The organism is Buttiauxella sp. BIGb0552, assembly GCF_004366275.1.
Classification (GTDB): Bacteria; Pseudomonadota; Gammaproteobacteria; order Enterobacterales; family Enterobacteriaceae; genus Buttiauxella; species Buttiauxella gaviniae.
Genome location: NZ_SODY01000006.1, coordinates 21,776 through 38,216, shown reverse-complemented (window position 1 = coordinate 38,216; position 16,441 = coordinate 21,776). Strand labels below are relative to the sequence as shown.

General features: G+C 51.1%; 13 protein-coding genes. 4 read left to right on the top strand and 9 right to left on the bottom strand.

Features of this window, described 5'->3' with window-relative positions:
• Positions 1–91 precede the first annotated feature (91 nt).
• Positions 92–2,521, top strand: coding sequence for a glycerol-3-phosphate 1-O-acyltransferase PlsB (plsB, locus tag EDF88_RS17350; protein ID WP_134186081.1), 2,430 nt, complete (start codon positions 92–94; stop codon positions 2,519–2,521).
• A gap of 172 nt (positions 2,522–2,693) precedes the next feature.
• Here the strand turns inward: plsB and ubiA are convergent, their stop codons facing one another.
• The 5 genes from ubiA to malK form a co-directional block, all read right to left on the bottom strand.
• On the bottom strand, positions 2,694–3,566 hold the full coding sequence (gene ubiA, locus EDF88_RS17345; RefSeq protein WP_064515365.1) for a 4-hydroxybenzoate octaprenyltransferase: 873 nt from the start codon (positions 3,564–3,566) through the stop codon (positions 2,694–2,696).
• Complete coding sequence (gene ubiC / locus EDF88_RS17340) at positions 3,566–4,075, bottom strand: chorismate lyase (RefSeq protein ID WP_134186079.1); 510 nt, start codon at positions 4,073–4,075, stop codon at positions 3,566–3,568. Before ubiC ends, ubiA begins: the two co-directional genes overlap by 1 nt.
• A 342-nt stretch (positions 4,076–4,417) precedes the next feature.
• Positions 4,418–5,374 (bottom strand): maltose operon protein MalM, encoded by a 957-nt coding sequence (gene malM, locus EDF88_RS17335; protein ID WP_134186077.1) that lies wholly within the window; start codon positions 5,372–5,374, stop codon positions 4,418–4,420.
• Positions 5,375–5,522: 148 nt separating this feature from the next.
• The gene (locus EDF88_RS17330) at positions 5,523–6,836 is read right to left on the bottom strand and encodes a maltoporin (RefSeq protein WP_134186421.1); all 1,314 of its coding nucleotides are present in this window, start codon (positions 6,834–6,836) and stop codon (positions 5,523–5,525) included.
• Between the two features lie 42 nt (positions 6,837–6,878).
• A complete protein-coding gene (gene malK / locus EDF88_RS17325; RefSeq protein ID WP_064515357.1) occupies positions 6,879–7,988 on the bottom strand; it encodes a maltose/maltodextrin ABC transporter ATP-binding protein MalK in 1,110 nt (369 codons plus the stop codon).
• Positions 7,989–8,381: 393 nt separating this feature from the next.
• On the opposite strand from malK, the gene malE reads away from it, so the two are divergent.
• The 3 genes from malE to malG all read left to right on the top strand — a co-directional run bounded on the left by malE (position 8,382) and on the right by malG (position 12,211).
• Complete coding sequence (gene malE, locus EDF88_RS17320) at positions 8,382–9,572, top strand: maltose/maltodextrin ABC transporter substrate-binding protein MalE (protein ID WP_134186075.1); 1,191 nt, start codon at positions 8,382–8,384, stop codon at positions 9,570–9,572.
• Positions 9,573–9,763: 191 nt separating this feature from the next.
• On the top strand, positions 9,764–11,308 hold the full coding sequence (gene malF, locus EDF88_RS17315; RefSeq protein WP_134186073.1) for a maltose ABC transporter permease MalF: 1,545 nt from the start codon (positions 9,764–9,766) through the stop codon (positions 11,306–11,308).
• Between the two features lie 12 nt (positions 11,309–11,320).
• A complete protein-coding gene (gene malG, locus EDF88_RS17310) occupies positions 11,321–12,211 on the top strand; it encodes a maltose ABC transporter permease MalG (RefSeq protein ID WP_134186071.1) in 891 nt (296 codons plus the stop codon).
• A 97-nt stretch (positions 12,212–12,308) separates the two neighbouring features.
• Here the strand turns inward: malG and psiE are convergent, their stop codons facing one another.
• The 4 genes from psiE to EDF88_RS17290 form a co-directional block, all read right to left on the bottom strand.
• On the bottom strand, positions 12,309–12,716 hold the full coding sequence (psiE, locus tag EDF88_RS17305) for a phosphate-starvation-inducible protein PsiE (protein WP_134186069.1): 408 nt from the start codon (positions 12,714–12,716) through the stop codon (positions 12,309–12,311).
• A gap of 239 nt (positions 12,717–12,955) precedes the next feature.
• Complete coding sequence (locus tag EDF88_RS17300) at positions 12,956–15,052, bottom strand: YjbH domain-containing protein (RefSeq protein ID WP_134186419.1); 2,097 nt, start codon at positions 15,050–15,052, stop codon at positions 12,956–12,958.
• Positions 15,052–15,792 (bottom strand): capsule biosynthesis GfcC D2 domain-containing protein, encoded by a 741-nt coding sequence (locus tag EDF88_RS17295; RefSeq protein ID WP_134186067.1) that lies wholly within the window; start codon positions 15,790–15,792, stop codon positions 15,052–15,054. Before EDF88_RS17295 ends, EDF88_RS17300 begins: the two co-directional genes overlap by 1 nt.
• A complete protein-coding gene (locus tag EDF88_RS17290) occupies positions 15,789–16,427 on the bottom strand; it encodes a YjbF family lipoprotein (RefSeq protein ID WP_134186065.1) in 639 nt (212 codons plus the stop codon). Before EDF88_RS17290 ends, EDF88_RS17295 begins: the two co-directional genes overlap by 4 nt.
• Positions 16,428–16,441 lie beyond the last annotated feature (14 nt).

The following is a 16,441-nucleotide window of genomic DNA, read 5'->3' as shown; positions in this document are numbered from 1 at the left end:
TTGTCAAAATTATAACGCCACAGAAATCTGGGTGAGATTCTGATATTCTTGCGGCGAATTTGCATCATTAACCTGAGGCTTTACATCGTTTATGTCAGGCTGGCCAAGAATCTACTACAAATTACTTAATTTACCATTAGGCGTTCTGGTAAAGAGCAAGTCCATTCCGGCAGATCCACAGGCCGAACTGGGCTTAGATCCCACACGCCCAATAATGTACGTTCTGCCGTATAACTCAAAGGCGGACTTATTAACCCTGCGCGCGCAATGCCTCGCGCACAACTTGCCCGACCCTCTCGAGCCATTAGAGATCGATGGTGCGGTATTGCCGCGCTATGTCTTTATCCATGGCGGCCCGCGCGTGTTCACTTATTACACGCCAAAGGAAGAGTCGATCAAGCTGTTCCATGATTATCTCGACTTGCACCGTAGCAATCCAAATTTGGATGTGCAGATGGTGCCGGTATCGGTGATGTTTGGCCGCTCTCCGGGTCGCGAAAAAGGCGAAGTTAACCCGCCACTGAAGATGCTTAACGGCATTCAGAAATTCTTCGCGGTATCCTGGCTTGGGCGCGACAGTTTTGTGCGGTTCTCCGCACCTGTTTCGCTGCGCCAGATGGCAACCGATCACGGTACAGATAAAAAAATCGCCCAAAAACTGGCACGCGTGGCGCGTATGCACTTTGCTCGCCAGCGTTTAGCGACTGTAGGCCCGCGTCTGCCGGTGCGCCAGGATCTGTTTAACAAACTTCTGGCCTCAAAAGCGATTGCACGCGCAGTAGAAGACGAAGCACGCAGTAAGAAAATCTCCCATGAAAAAGCGCAACAGAATGCTGTTGCCTTGATGGAAGAAATTGCAGCGAACTTCTCCTACGAAGCCGTGCGTTTGACCGACCGCGTATTAGGTCTGACATGGAACCGCCTGTACCAGGGCATTAACGTTCATAATGCAGAACGTGTACGCCAACTGGCTCACGACGGCCACGAGATTGTCTATGTTCCCTGCCACCGCAGCCACATGGACTACATGCTTTTGTCTTACGTGCTTTACCACCAGGGGCTGGTTCCTCCGCACATTGCGGCGGGTATCAACCTGAACTTCTGGCCAGCAGGCCCGATTTTCCGCCGCCTGGGCGCGTTCTTTATTCGCCGTACCTTTAAGGGCAGCAAACTCTACTCCACCGTGTTCCGTGAATATCTTGGCGAGCTGTTTAGCCGTGGCTATTCCGTTGAATACTTTGTGGAAGGTGGCCGTTCTCGTACCGGCCGTTTGCTTGACCCGAAAACCGGCACGCTGTCGATGACCATTCAGGCCATGCTGCGTGGCGGTACTCGTCCAATTACATTGGTGCCAATTTACATTGGCTACGAGCATGTAATGGAAGTGGGGACTTACGCAAAAGAACTGCGCGGTGCGACCAAAGAAAAAGAAAGCTTCATGCAGATGGTTCGTGGGCTGAGCAAGCTGCGTAACCTCGGCCAGGGCTATGTTAACTTCGGCGAACCTATGCCGTTGATGACATTCCTCAACCAGCGAGTGCCTGAGTGGCGTGATTCAATCGACCCGATTGAATCCATTCGCCCGGCATGGTTAACGCCAACGGTTAATGAAATTGCTGCCGAACTGATGGTGCGTATTAACAATGCAGGCGCGGCAAACGCCATGAACCTGTGTTGTACCGCGCTCCTGGCATCGCGCCAGCGTTCACTGACGCGCGAACAACTGACCGAACAGCTCAACTGTTACCTGAGCCTGTTGCGTAATGTGCCGTATTCACCGGATGCGACCGCACCAGATCAGCCAGCAGAAGCGCTTATCGAACATGCGTTGCAGATGAACAAGTTTGAATTAGAGAAAGATACGATTGGTGACATCATCATTCTGCCGCGTGAGCAGGCAGTACTGATGACTTACTACCGTAACAACATCCTGCATATGCTGGTGTTGCCTTCTCTGCTGGCTGCAATTATCACGCAGCATCGCCACATTTCCCGTAGCGAGCTTCTGCGTCAGGTTGAGCTACTCTACCCAATGCTGAAGTCTGAGCTGTTCCTGCGTTGGGAAAAAGCTGAACTTGCCAGTGAAATGGATGTGCTGCTTAATGAACTGGTTCGCCAGGATCTGATTACCCTTACGGGTGAAGAAGTGGTGATTAACCCGGCACGCTCACGCACTATGCAGCTTCTCGCGGCAGGTGTTCGTGAAACGCTGCAACGTTACGCCATTACTTTCTGGCTGCTGAGCGCTAATCCGTCAATAAACCGTGGGACACTGGAGCGCGAAAGCCGCACCGTTGCCCAACGTTTGTCGGTGTTGCATGGCATTAATGCACCTGAGTTCTTCGATAAAGCTGTGTTCACCTCGCTGGTATTAACCTTGCGTGATGAAGGCTATATCAGCGACACCGGAGATGCAGAACCCGCCGAAACGATGAAGGTCTACCAGATGCTGGCAGAACTGATCATGCCGGATGTGCGTTTGACGATTGAAAGCGCGACGTCGCAGGCTGCGACTGAGTAAAAAATCTGGCGGATAAACGAAGTGTCATCCGCCATTTTGTTTCTTATACCCGAGCTACTTCGAGATGCAGGTAGGCGGCAATCGAATGAATCCCGATGAGCTTACTCAAGTAAGTGATTCGGGTGAATGAGAGCAGCCAACAACCCTGCAACTTGAAGGGCGATGGGTATAATTAGAAGTGTAGGTAACTCAACACCAACCCAATAAACAGCACCAGACCAACGTAATTGTTATTCAGGAAAGCTTTAAAACAAGCATCACGGTCACGATTCGCCGTCAGCCGTTGCTGATGAACAAAGAGCATCCCCGCTAGCGCAATAGACCAGTAGAACGCCCCACCTAATCCGTTTAACCAGCCAATCACCGCCAACAACACCATCACAGTAAACTGCAAAATACCGATAATCAGATTGTCATAGCGGCCAAATAAGATCGCTGTGGATTTAATACCGATTTTCAGATCATCATCGCGGTCAACCATTGCGTACTGCGTGTCATAAGCTACAGCCCAGCAAATATTGGTTAAAAACATCAGCCAACAGCTAAGTGGAACAGACTCGCTCACTGCGGCAAATGCCATAGGGATTGACCAGCCAAATGCGGCCCCTAGCACTACTTGCGGCAGATGAGTGTAGCGCTTCATAAACGGATAAACCCATGCCAGCGCTAACCCCGCCACCGATAATAAAATCGTCATGGTATTTAACGTCAGCACCAGTAAAAACGAGAGCACTACCAGTACCGCAAATAAGATACGCGCTTCTTTCTCGCTTACAGCCCCGCTCGGCAATGGCCTGTGCGCCGTACGTTTCACGTGACCATCAAATTTACGGTCAGCGTAGTCATTTACCACGCAACCCGCAGCGCGCATCATCCACACTCCGGCTATAAACACGCATAAAATAGTTAGCGGAGGCACTCCTGGTGTCGCAAGCCACAGCGCCCATAGGGTGGGCCATAACAACAAAAGCGAGCCAATTGGCTTATCAAGTCGCATCAGACGTTGATACGCCTGCCATTTACCCTGTTTCAGACTCCACTCCATTATTTTTCCTCTCGATACAACGGAGAAGCAGGAAGGAATAACTCGGTAAGCACCAGCGGCTTTCCAGCTAATCTCAGGCGGGAACGACGCCCCCACTGCTCCGAACTACGGCCAATCTCAATAAAATCCCGTGTCAGGGAAGATGAACTAAACAGGTAGCGTCCAAGCGGCGTGGTTCCGAGCCTTTGTAAAGCAAGCTCTGGTCCTTCAAGGGTTGATTCAGGCACCACGGTACGCCCCAAAAGCCAGGGCTCATCGTCACCGCAAAGCACAACTTCACGCAACCAATAACGGCTGGACTCAGGCAACATATCAGCTTCAGGAAGAACGATATGCGATTCGAAAAAACCTTCACGCACAATGCGGGCAGTAACCCTGGAACAATACTGTTCAAAGCGTTTGGTCATTGAGTCTTCAAGCAACAACCAGTCAAGAAGCGATGCACTCAGCTCCTCGGGAATCGTAGCTTCAAAACGTAAGGCGCGCAGTGGCGAAAGCGCGTCAGACATGGGAATTTCTCCGAAACAAAACCGGCAGTCATTGTAACGCAGAATAGGTATAGCGGGGCAGGGAAAAGCTCACAACAATTTAACAGGTCGGAGGCCTTCTAAATCATTCGAGTTGAATCAAGGCGGCAAATGCACAGTCAACTTGAAGGGAAGCAAAGTTGCCCTAAATAGTTCGAGTGGCATCAAGGCGGCAAACGAACGAATCCCTATGAGCTTACCAGGGTAAGTGATTAGGGTGAGTGAGAGCAGTCAACACCGAGGCCGCTTGAAATATGACGGGCAAAAAAAGGTGCGCATATATATGCGCACCAAACTTCAAACATCAGCACTGCGGGGAAACCATCACCCCTTGCCTTTTACACTGCTGATAAAGGTTTTACGGGCGCTAGTCGATCCCAGACGTTCAGCTTCATCCAGCAATTTCAGGGCTTTATCAACATCGCCTTTCGCTACTGCATCTTTGATAGCCTGATTGAAGTAGGTTTCGGTATCGCTTAACACTGGCTCAGATTTTTTGGCGGACGCGGCGGTAGCTGGTGCCGCCGCTGTGGCAGCAACACCTGCCGGGGCAACATAAGTTGCGGCTGGTGCTGCAGTATTACCAACCGTGACCGGGCCTGGGCCTGATGAACCGAATAGTGGACCGACTAACACGCTCGAAGCAGAAGAGGTTTTCACTTTAATCTTCAGCGTGCCGTCAGTGCCGTGGCGGGCAATCGGGTCTGGAATATCAGGAACAGCGTTGCCCGTGCCTTTCGCATAAGCCTTGGCAGGGTCAATCATCGTGGTGGTCTGTTGCGTGTCTTTATTGGTGGTGAACACCAATAAATAGAGTTTTTGCTGCCCCAGTGCTGGCGTTAATTTCAGTGTGCCTTCCAGACGATCGGCAGACATTACGCCGGGCTCCTGATAGGCAAAGTAGCTTGCCGGGAAGTAAGCCGCAGGCGTCATATTCTGATCAAGCACTAACACATTCGGCGCAAATACTGAGTTTTTGTTCACTTCACTGGTCAGCGTGATATTCAGCTCACCAATGTTGGCAGGGACGCTATAGGCTGCAACCGGGCCAGTAATATCTCCGGCTTTCAGGCTTTGACCACTAGTAGCCAGCGTCGTCGTCAATGTCTTTGATTGATCGACTGGCGTCCATTGCAATTGTTGTAATGCAGAAGTCGGCACGGCGGGTGCCATTGAAATATCCTGTGGAACGATATTCACATCAGCCAGGCTTACGGCAGGCACGCTGGCGAGCAACCCTGCGGAAAGGCAGAGTGCGAGGAGACTTTTTTTCATTTTCATTTTTATAAACCTCGAATGGGAAATCAGTGGAAAGTTAGCCAGGCAATAGCGCTTTCCATCGAAGCAGGCATTGGCATACAAGGGTAATCATGATGGAGAGTTCAGTGGCGAACTCCCCATCATTTCTTCACTTCAGGTTAATGCTGTATTACCACCAGATTTCCATCTGGGCACCGAAGCTAAACTCATCGTTGTCGCCACGGCTGGTAGAGAAGGTGCTGTTGCCAGAAGAGTCGCTGATCTGGAAGCGAGTTGAATCGCCGTTACCGTCTTTAGCGTAACCCCATTTCTCATCCCACTTGGCGTAGGTTGCGAAGACACGCAGTGCCGGACGGGACCAGATGCTGTCGCCTGCCTGCCATTGTTGCGCCAGGGTAATTTTGTACTGACCGTTACGATCGCCAGTTTCCTGGGATTTCACGTTGTCGTAGCCAACTTCCAACAGGGTGCTCATGATTGGCGTCCATTTGTACATTGGACGAACACCGATGGTGTACCACTCAGTCCCCTGGTTATCATCCAGGTTCAAGTTCTGGTACATACCGACGTACATCAGGTCCCATTGGTCTGCCAGGGTAATCGCACCATGGTCGATAACACGGAACAGATAACCGTCGTTATTGAGGCTGCCGCCCTGTGCCTGACCTTTACCTTGCGAGGTCATGGAGTCTGTTGCGTACTGCAGAACAAACTTGTTGTAGCCTTTCATCATGCTCTGGGTATGTTCAAGCGTACCCATCCAGCCATCTTTAGAAGCGCCTGGTTGCAGATAATAGTCGTCAGGAATGTTGGTGTGACCGTAGTCAACGCCCAGCTCCAGGGTACCGCCTGGGTTGGTTTCAATACCTGCCCAACGCACGTCGAATACGTCATTTGGTACTTTGTTGCTGTAGTTACGGGTACCGTCAGCATTGAAATCGTTGAATGCCGCAGAACCGCCTGATTCAGAAGAACGCGTTGCTGCGAAGGAAAGTTTACCTACGCCAACATCGATGTTTTCCAGACCTGCACCAGGACCAGAAATATCCCAGTAGTAGAAGTCGATCATGTGAACGTCATGACGTTGATAGAAACGCTTACCTGCCCACATATTGGCACCTGGCAGCGCATCAATCAGGTTTTTACCCTGCACGTTTGCTTCACGGAATGCCGGGCTGGTTGCTTCCCAGTCATTGTCCTGTGCTACGGAGTACGCCACGTTAGTATCGAAGTAGAAGCTCTTATCGCCTTCTTTCCATACTTCCTGACCCAGTTTCAATTCCGCATAGGTTTCACATTCGTTACCAAGACGGTATTTAGATTGAGCACCAGTTGCCTGGAAACACTGCTGTTCGCCACCGCTACCAGTCCAGCCGATACCAGAACGAGCATAACCGTGAAAGTCCACAGCCAGTGCCTGAACAGACATAACGCCTGCTGCTACGGCGACCGCCAGTGGAAGTTTGCGCAGAGTAATCATTATTCTATCTCCTGAGATCATTGCTTTTCTTTTTTATGGGAATGCTTAAACACCTGGCTCTTGATGCAACCGACGACATGCGGTGCCATCTTCTCGGAACAGATGGCAACGCTCTGGCGGCAAGCCAATAGCGAATGTGGCACCCTCTTTTACCAACACCACGTCATTCTGGCGGTACACCAGGTTCTGACGGATGGCGGGGATTTGGATATGAATCTGAGTTTCATGACCAAGCTGTTCAACAACCTGTACTTCGCCTTCGAGAGTGACGTCGGCGATGTCGCTTGGCAGTAGGTGTTCTGGGCGAATACCGAGAGACATGTTGGCACCGACCTGCACTTCCTTACTTTCTACCGGCAGCCAGACTTGCTGACGGTTCGGTAATTCAACCTGCACTTGATCAATGGCAGTAGCGGTGACTTTTACTGGCAGGAAGTTCATTTTTGGCGAGCCAATAAAGCCCGCAACAAAACGATCCGCCGGGTAGTGATATAACTCGAGTGGTTTACCCACCTGCGCAACGCGGCCTGCGTCCAGCACCACAATTTTGTCGGCAAGCGTCATCGCTTCGACCTGGTCGTGGGTAACGTAAATCATGGTGCGACCAAGGCGCTTATGCAGTCGGGAAATCTCAATACGCATCTGCACACGCAGTGCCGCATCAAGGTTTGAAAGAGGTTCATCAAGCAGGAATACACGTGGTTCAGCCACCAGCGTACGGCCAATAGCTACGCGCTGACGCTGGCCACCAGAAAGTGCTTTCGGGCGACGTTCTAATAAATGCCCCAGTTGCAAAGTTTCTGAAACCTGGGTGACACGTTGATTGATATCGCTTTTCTTGGCACCTGCCAGCTTCAGCCCGAAGGACATGTTTTCAGCAACGGAAAGATGGGGATAAAGAGCATAAGACTGGAATACCATGCCGACGCCACGCTCAGCGGGTGGGATGTCGTTCATGCGGGTATCACCGATGAATAAATCACCGCTGGTGATCGTTTCCAGACCTGCAATCATGCGTAACAGAGTGGATTTACCGCAGCCTGACGGTCCAACAAAAACCACGAACTCACCTTCTTGAATGTCGAGGTTGATATCTTTCGATACCACCACATCACCCCAGGCTTTCGTTACGTTCCGTAGCTGTACGCTTGCCATGCACTTCTCCCTTCATTCCGTCACTCTGCTAAACGGCAGGTGATTCAAGATGTGTCGGACTATGACGGATCGATACATTTCGTGAATCCTCCACCCTGCTGTTTTTAATGGGGGAGGAGGCGGGAGGATGAGAAGCGAGTTTCTGCAACCGGTTACAGTGGGCGCGACAGTTTTTCGTGATCTTCGTTTCAATTTTCCGTGGGGTTTTGTGTGCGCCAGAACACATAACTGTCAGTTATGTAATGGCGATCACAGATACCAGGGTGGGGGCGTAGGGCTAAGGAGGATGAGAAGCACTTGCCATCTGCGCAAACTGGCATCCGTAACGCCACTACCTTGACCTTGATGTATCCACGCGCATAGCAAACCACCATTCAAAGGATGGGAATAAATATGAAAATTAAAACTGGCGCCCGCATCCTCGCTCTGTCTGCCCTGACAACGATGATGTTTTCCGCCTCTGCACTGGCTAAAATAGAAGAAGGCAAACTGGTCATCTGGATTAATGGTGACAAAGGCTATAACGGCCTTGCTGAAGTTGGTAAGAAGTTTGAGAAAGACACCGGTATTAAAGTCACCATCGAACACCCGGACAAACTGGAAGAAAAATTCCCACAAGTTGCGGCGACCGGCGATGGCCCGGACATCATCTTCTGGGCACACGACCGTTTCGGTGGTTATGCACAATCTGGCCTGCTGGCCGAAATCACTCCAGACAAAGCTTTCCAGGACAAACTCTATCCATTTACCTGGGACGCAGTTCGTTACAACGGCAAGATCATCGCTTACCCAGTTGCGGTTGAAGCACTCTCTCTGATTTACAACAAAGACCTGGTACCTAATCCGCCGAAAACCTGGGAAGAGATCCCAGCACTCGATAAGCAGCTGAAAGCGAAAGGTAAGAGTGCGTTGATGTTCAACCTGCAAGAACCGTACTTCACCTGGCCGCTTATCGCTGCTGACGGTGGTTATGCGTTCAAACTCGAAAACGGCAAATACGACGTGAAAGATGTTGGCGTCGATAGCGCAGGCGCGAAAGCTGGCCTGAGCTTCCTGGTCAACATGATTAAAAACAAAGAGATGAACGCGGATACCGACTACTCCATCGCAGAAGCGGCCTTTAACAAAGGCGAAACCGCGATGACCATCAACGGCCCGTGGGCATGGTCCAACATCGATAAGAGCAAAATCAATTACGGCGTAACGCTGCTGCCAACCTTCAAAGGTAAAGCATCTAAACCGTTCGTTGGTGTGCTCAGTGCCGGTATTAACGCCGCCAGCCCTAACAAAGAACTGGCGAAAGAGTTCCTGGAAAACTACCTGATGACCGACCAGGGTCTGGCTGAAGTCAACAAAGACAAGCCATTGGGTGCCGTTGCACTTAAATCTTACCAGGATCAACTGGCGAAAGACCCACGTATCGCCGCCACCATGGATAACGCCCAGAAAGGCGAAATCATGCCAAACGTGCCGCAGATGTCTGCGTTCTGGTATGCCGTTCGTACCGCAGTCATCAACGCAGTTAGCGGTCGCCAGACTGTTGATGAAGCGTTGAAAGATGCTCAGGGACGTATCACTAAGTAAGTATCTGGTCAATTCCCTCTCTGAAAAGAGAGGGAAAATAATAATATGATTAGATACCCAAAATAATTCGAGTTGCATCGAGGCGGCAAGAGAATGAGTTCCAATGAGCTTAGTAAACTAAGTGATTTGGGCGAGTTCTCACAGCCAACAAAGAGGCAACTTGAAGTATGAAGGGTATAGAGGAAGACCCCATGGATGTAGTTAAAAAGAACCACTGGTGGCAAAGCGATGCACTGAAATGGTCAGTCATCGGCCTGATGGGACTGCTAGTTGGTTATCTTGTCGTATTGATGTACGCCCAGGGGGAGTACCTGTTCGCCATTATGACGCTGATTTTAAGCTCACTTGGCTTATACATTTATGCAAATCGTAAGGCTTACGCCTGGCGCTATGTTTACCCAGGCCTTGCTGGCATGGGGCTGTTTGTTCTATTCCCACTGGTTTGTACCATCGCCATTGCTTTCACCAACTACAGCAGCACAAACCAACTGACTCAAGAACGCGCACAGCAGGTGCTGATGGACCGCCAGTATCAGGCGGGAAAAACCTTTAACTTTGGCCTTTACCCGGCGGGCGATGAGTGGCAACTCGCGCTGACTGACGGCGAGTCAGGCAAGAATTTTATCTCCGATACCTTTAAGTTTGGTGGTGCTCAACACCTGAAACTGAAAGACGCCGATGCTCTTCCTACAGGTGAGAAAGCCAATCTGCGCGTGATTACGCAAAACCGTGCGGCACTGACGCAAATCACAGCTGAAATGCCTGATGAAAGCACCCTGACCATGAGCTCCCTGCGTCAGTTTTCCGGCACACGCCCGCTTTACACTGAAGGTGAAAAGGGTGAACTGACCAACAACCAAAGCGGCGTGAAGTACCGCCCGAATAACGGCACTGGTTTCTATCAGTCTGTAAATGCCGACGGTAACTGGGGCAACGAGCAGTTAAGCCCAGGCTACACGGTGACTATCGGCTGGAAGAACTTCCTGCGTGTATTCCACGATGAAGGCATCCAGAAACCGTTTATGGCGATTTTCGTCTGGACGGTGATCTTCTCAATCCTGACGGTGATTCTCACCGTGGCGGTTGGCATGATTCTGGCCTGCGTTGTGCAGTGGGAATCGCTGAAAGGCAAAGCGATTTATCGCGTGATGTTGATACTGCCCTACGCGGTGCCATCGTTTATTTCTATCCTGATTTTCAAAGGTTTGTTCAACCAAAGCTTCGGTGAAATCAACATGATGTTGAGCTCACTGTTTGGTATCAAACCGGCCTGGTTTAGCGACCCGACCACCGCGCGTTCAATGATTATTATCGTGAATACGTGGTTGGGTTATCCGTACATGATGATTCTGTGCATGGGCTTGTTAAAAGCAATTCCAGATGACCTGTACGAAGCCTCGGCAATGGATGGCGCAGGCCCGTTCCAGAACTTCTTTAAGATTACGCTGCCGCTGCTGATTAAGCCGCTGACGCCACTGATGATCGCAAGTTTTGCCTTTAACTTTAACAACTTCGTGCTGATTCAACTGTTAACCAATGGTGGCCCGGACCGCCTGGGAACCACAACGCCTGCGGGTTATACGGACTTGCTGGTGAGCTACACCTACCGCATCGCCTTCGAAGGCGGCGGCGGTCAGGACTTTGGTTTAGCTGCGGCTATTGCAACGCTTATCTTCATTCTGGTTGGCGCATTAGCGATTGTTAACCTGAAAGCCACCCGTATGAAGTTTGATTAAGGAGCAACACACATGGCTATGGTTCAACCCAAATCTCAAAAGCTGCGTTTATTTACCACGCACCTTTTATTACTACTGTTTATCGCGGCAATTATGTTCCCGCTGCTGATGGTCATTGCGATTTCGCTGCGTCCGGGTAACTTCGCGACGGGCAGCCTGATCCCGGACCAAATCTCCTGGGAACACTGGAAATTAGCGCTCGGTTTCAGCGTGCAACATGCCGATGGCAGCGTCACGCCACCGCCGTTCCCGGTGCTGTTATGGTTGTGGAACTCGATCAAAATCGCGGCGATTACCGCGCTGGGTATCGTGACGCTTTCCACCACTTGTGCCTACGCTTTTGCCCGTATGCGTTTTCCGGGCAAAGCCACACTGCTGAAAGGGATGCTGATTTTCCAGATGTTCCCGGCGGTGCTGTCACTGGTGGCGTTGTATGCCTTGTTTGACCGCCTCGGCCAATACATTCCGTTTATCGGTTTGAATACACATGGTGGGGTGATCTTCGCCTATCTTGGCGGTATCGCACTGCATGTGTGGACGATTAAGGGATATTTCGAAACGATTGATAACTCGCTGGAAGAAGCGGCAGCACTGGACGGCGCAACCCCATGGCAAGCCTTCCGCCTGGTGTTACTGCCACTTTCCGTACCGATTCTGGCGGTGGTGTTTATTCTGTCGTTTATCGCCGCAATTACTGAAGTGCCGGTGGCCTCATTGTTGCTGCGCGATGTTAACAGCTACACCCTGGCGGTCGGTATGCAGCAATACCTCAACCCACAAAACTACCTGTGGGGCGACTTTGCCGCAGCCGCTGTACTTTCTGCAATCCCGATTACTGTCGTGTTCTTACTGGCGCAGCGCTGGCTGGTGAGCGGTCTGACGGCTGGCGGGGTGAAGGGTTAAGATTTCCTGTTAGTTATTGCTTCACATTACGTAATGCCACTGCAAAACCCTCATTTGACCTTGGATTTACTTATGGCGGCCCTTGGGCCGCCTTTTTTTATTCTCGTTTTAAACGGTTGCTGTTACACAGCCACAGCGTAATCACCAGCACCAGGATTGCACCGGAATAAATCAGCACATCGCGCGGATCTTTATGGTCGATGATGATAAGACGCACAATGGCGGTGATACCGATATAGATAAAGTAGCGCAGCGGGAAGTGATAACCCGACTGAAAGTATTTAACGATCAATGCGATAAATTCGAAGTACAGGAAGTAAACCACTAGCCCTTCTATCAGCTGGTACTTGCTGGCTTGATCGGTGGGTGCAAATAACGATGTGGCTAAATGCAGCGTTTCTTTACCCAGGAAGATGATGAGGATCAGGCCAAGCGCAAGCAACGCCAGATTGAGGACCATTTGCATAACTTTAGCGATGAGCTCAACGCCGGGGGTGGTTGTCATAGGAACGCCTCTTGTTCTGGTATAGAGGTGTTGTTATACGTTAAAAATGTGATGCGCATCTCAATTATTTACTTATATAACCGTTGGGCTATTACGTATGGGCTGTACGGTGAAGGTTCCGTTCACCCGTAAGTTCTGCGTTCCCTGATAACTCTGCTAACGGTGAACGAAAAAATGCATTCTTACATACACATATAAACCTAATTATTGGAACCCCATCAGGTTCCAATAAACCCTCGTTACCTAAAATTAATATCCCGGTCGCTCGTCATCCCATACAACTCAAACTTACGTCCCACCATCTGCCCACCGTCACGCGTCAACGGTGTCCAGCTCACTTGTGCACGGCTGCGGGTTGGTGACGACGAGAAGATATCCAGCGGCACATTCACGTAGAAACCTTTGGTGAAGTCCCCTTCCCCGTACTCTTCTTTCGACACGTTGGTGATGGTCGCATAAGTCCCGACAACCACGCCGCTGTCGAAGCGTTTGGAGATCTCCAGCGTACCGCCCTTATCTTTCGCCAGATACTGGCCGATGCTGAGTTTAATCAACACGTCATCGGCAAACGGTGGTGTCCAGTAGCCGGTGATATGGCCGGTTGGCGCGCTGTAATCGGTGAACTTCATCATGTCCTGCGCACTACGCCAGTCACGCTGTTTGACGTAGTTGGCATTCGCGCCAATGGCCCAATTGCTGTCGACGGGACGATACAAGACCTCGGCACCCACCCCGCCATACATAGTTTCGAGATAGCCACCGTACACCTGCCCATACCAGCTGTTGCCCAAATACTGGAAGTAGTTGGCTTGCAGGTTATTGACGTAAATATCGTTCTCAACGTAGTCACGCACATGGGTACGCACGCGCGGCAGCGTTGAGTCGTTAGGTGGATTGGTGTAGTTAAATTTGTCGTAGTTATTGGCGATATTGGCAAACAGGCTACCGGTGGTCAGCAAGTGATCCGTCACCCACCAGTCAGCGGTTCCCATTACGCCAACCTGGTACATGTAGAAGCTCTCTGGCCCGCCAACAGACTGGTTCAACACCGGGTTAATCGAGAAGTTCACTTTCGATTTATCGATGAAATATCCCTGCTCGGTTTTCTCCGGAATGACCGGCTCAACACGTTTTTGCACCAGTTGTGTTTCGTGCCCAAGCGGCTCACCTTCCAGATGGTTTTGCAGGCTGGCGACATCCGTTTGGGTCGTTACTTGCGGCATATTCAGGCGGGTTTCCGTCACACGGATGGTGCGAATATTCTCCGGCAGGTCATTCATGATGATGCGGTTTGCGCGCTCAATCCCTTCACGGGAGTCGCGGTATTTCACCTGCTCACCCGTGACATATAGGGTATCGCCTTTCACCTGAATATTCGGGTTTGCCAGGCCAGCATTGTATTTAAGAAGCGTCAGCTGATTTGCGACAACCGTCGGTTGTAAAATTTCATCTTGCGGCTGCGGTTGGTATTGCGGGCGACGATTGTCGTTATATCCTGGTCGCAAATCGTTGAAGTTAGTTCGCAACGTCACCCCAAACATAAAGGTATTGCCACGTTCATAGCTGACGTTAACGTCGGCCCAATCGGTGACGCGATAGATAGCGCCGACGTTAAAGTTGCTGCGTTGCTCGAGTTTGCCAGCGAAATCCTGAGTGTAATTGTTACCTTCGTATTCCGCTTTCAGGCGCAGCGGCTGCCACGGAGTCTGGTATTCAATACCGCCAAACAGTGATGCCGGGCCATGGAACATGCCGCTAAAGTTGAACGAACCAGCCTGGTTATAACTGTTATCCCGATAGCAGAAGCCATCGCTCACTTCGCAAAACGGGTTTTTCACGTTGCCGCTGGTGCCCATGTAACCCCAGCCCATACCGAGCGTGAAATCGAACGGCCCCCAGGCTTTGCTCGCCACAACGTATTCACTGTCGAACAGGCCTGTACCGCCCAAGTCACGTACCCCCACCGCCACCTGCGGCAGGTAATAGCCTTCTTCCCAAAGACGCACTTTCATATCGAAGGCTTTATCTTTGTAAGTCTGGTTTCCCGAGAATGCTTCGACGCTGCTGTACTCTCTGGTGCGGACATCGGTGTAGCGCAATGTGGTTTCCAGCCATGGGAAAAGCTGCACTGAGGCTGAGTAAAAACGGTACTGATCGTTATCGCGATAGTTAAGGCTAAACTCGCCTTCTCGCGCCATGCGTGCAGTCGGTGTTTGCAGCAAACCCACACCGCCGAAATCCGATTGTGACGGCCCTACAGGGTCTGGAAAGGTTTCTGCCTGGCAGGCAGTAGATACGGCCAGCGCGAGCAGGCTGTAGAGATATTTTTTCTTCATCAATCCGGTCTCCGATGAGTCAGAGAGTTAAGGATTTGCTGATTCAAGTCGTTGAAATCAGAATTAAATAGTCGCTCTTTAAAGCCGACAAACAAGATGCTGCCTGGAGTGAGTTCGACATGGCGGTTATTCCAGTAGGCCACTGGCGCTTTTTGCGTTTTGCCGTCCGGATAAATCACCCATGCGAAACTGCGGTCGGCGCCACTGAGTTTGTCGATACCATCGAGATATTCGTCGGCGCTGCGCCCGGCAACGAAAGGTTTCACACCCGGTGAACTCACCAGCCCCATCAGCGTGATAGTGGAAGGCTGCGGCCCGGCCCACAGGCTGTAATCACCTTGCAGTGGAACATTGGCGCGAGGGTGAACACGCACCCAGTCCGGGTCGAGATCGACAAACTGCCGCCCGGTAACGTGAATGGCCTGCATTTGCTGGCGCACGCCATTGATTGCTGCTGCATCGTCACCGTCTTCTTCGGCAGCAAAGCCCGATAAAGCGGCTAACAATTTCTGGTGCTGTTGTTCTGCAACCGCCGTTGCCTGCCGTTCGCTAATTACCGCGCCTGGCCACCAGGCCCGCGCAAGTGAGGGCTGAGAGACTAAATCACCGAGGCGCTCTATGTTGGTGAGTTGCTGATTGCCAGGATAAATAGTCACGTTCCCGGCGGCATACGAATAAGCACTGAGTTGCAGGGTGGCCAGGCAAAGCGCCATCCACCCAGAGTTGGCGTTTATTTTCATTCTTTTGCCGCCTTCAACAGAGTCGTGGTGACAGGCCAATAATCCGGGCCAATATATTGTTTTGACTGGCGGACATGGCCTTCGCTATCGATCAAAAAGCGGTTATGCCAGGTTTTGCCGGAAGCGGTAACTTCTTCGTTCAGCACGCGAACGGGCGTGGTGCTTTCAGCAACTTTTAACGTGTCGGTGCCATCCCAGGTAAAGGTTGAATGCGCTGTTGCCATTCGCACCTGCTGGTGTTCGGTCCAGGCCATTTGCCGCGTCCAACTTGCGCCATCGGTTATCTGATTTGCATGTACCAGCGGGTCGTTTAGCGTATTAGTCACTTGCTGGAGGTTGTCGCCAAGACCGGTGGTTTTTACGATACGGCCTTGTTCGGTGACGATCATTGCCCGGTCTTGCGTTACCCATTTTTGCTGGCCGTTTTCGTCATATGCCAGAACGACAAATATTTGTGGGCCGTTATTAATGCTCATGTACTGGCTGGCGTAGCGCATATTCTGAATGTCGTCATTGGTCAGTTGTACGCCGTCACTACCGACAATGCTGTGCCAGAGCGATGAACCAAGGCCTTGCGTAGTGGCAGAACAAGCCTGAAGTACCAGGCAAGCAAGAATAATTACGAGTCGCTGCACGAGGTTTCCCCGGA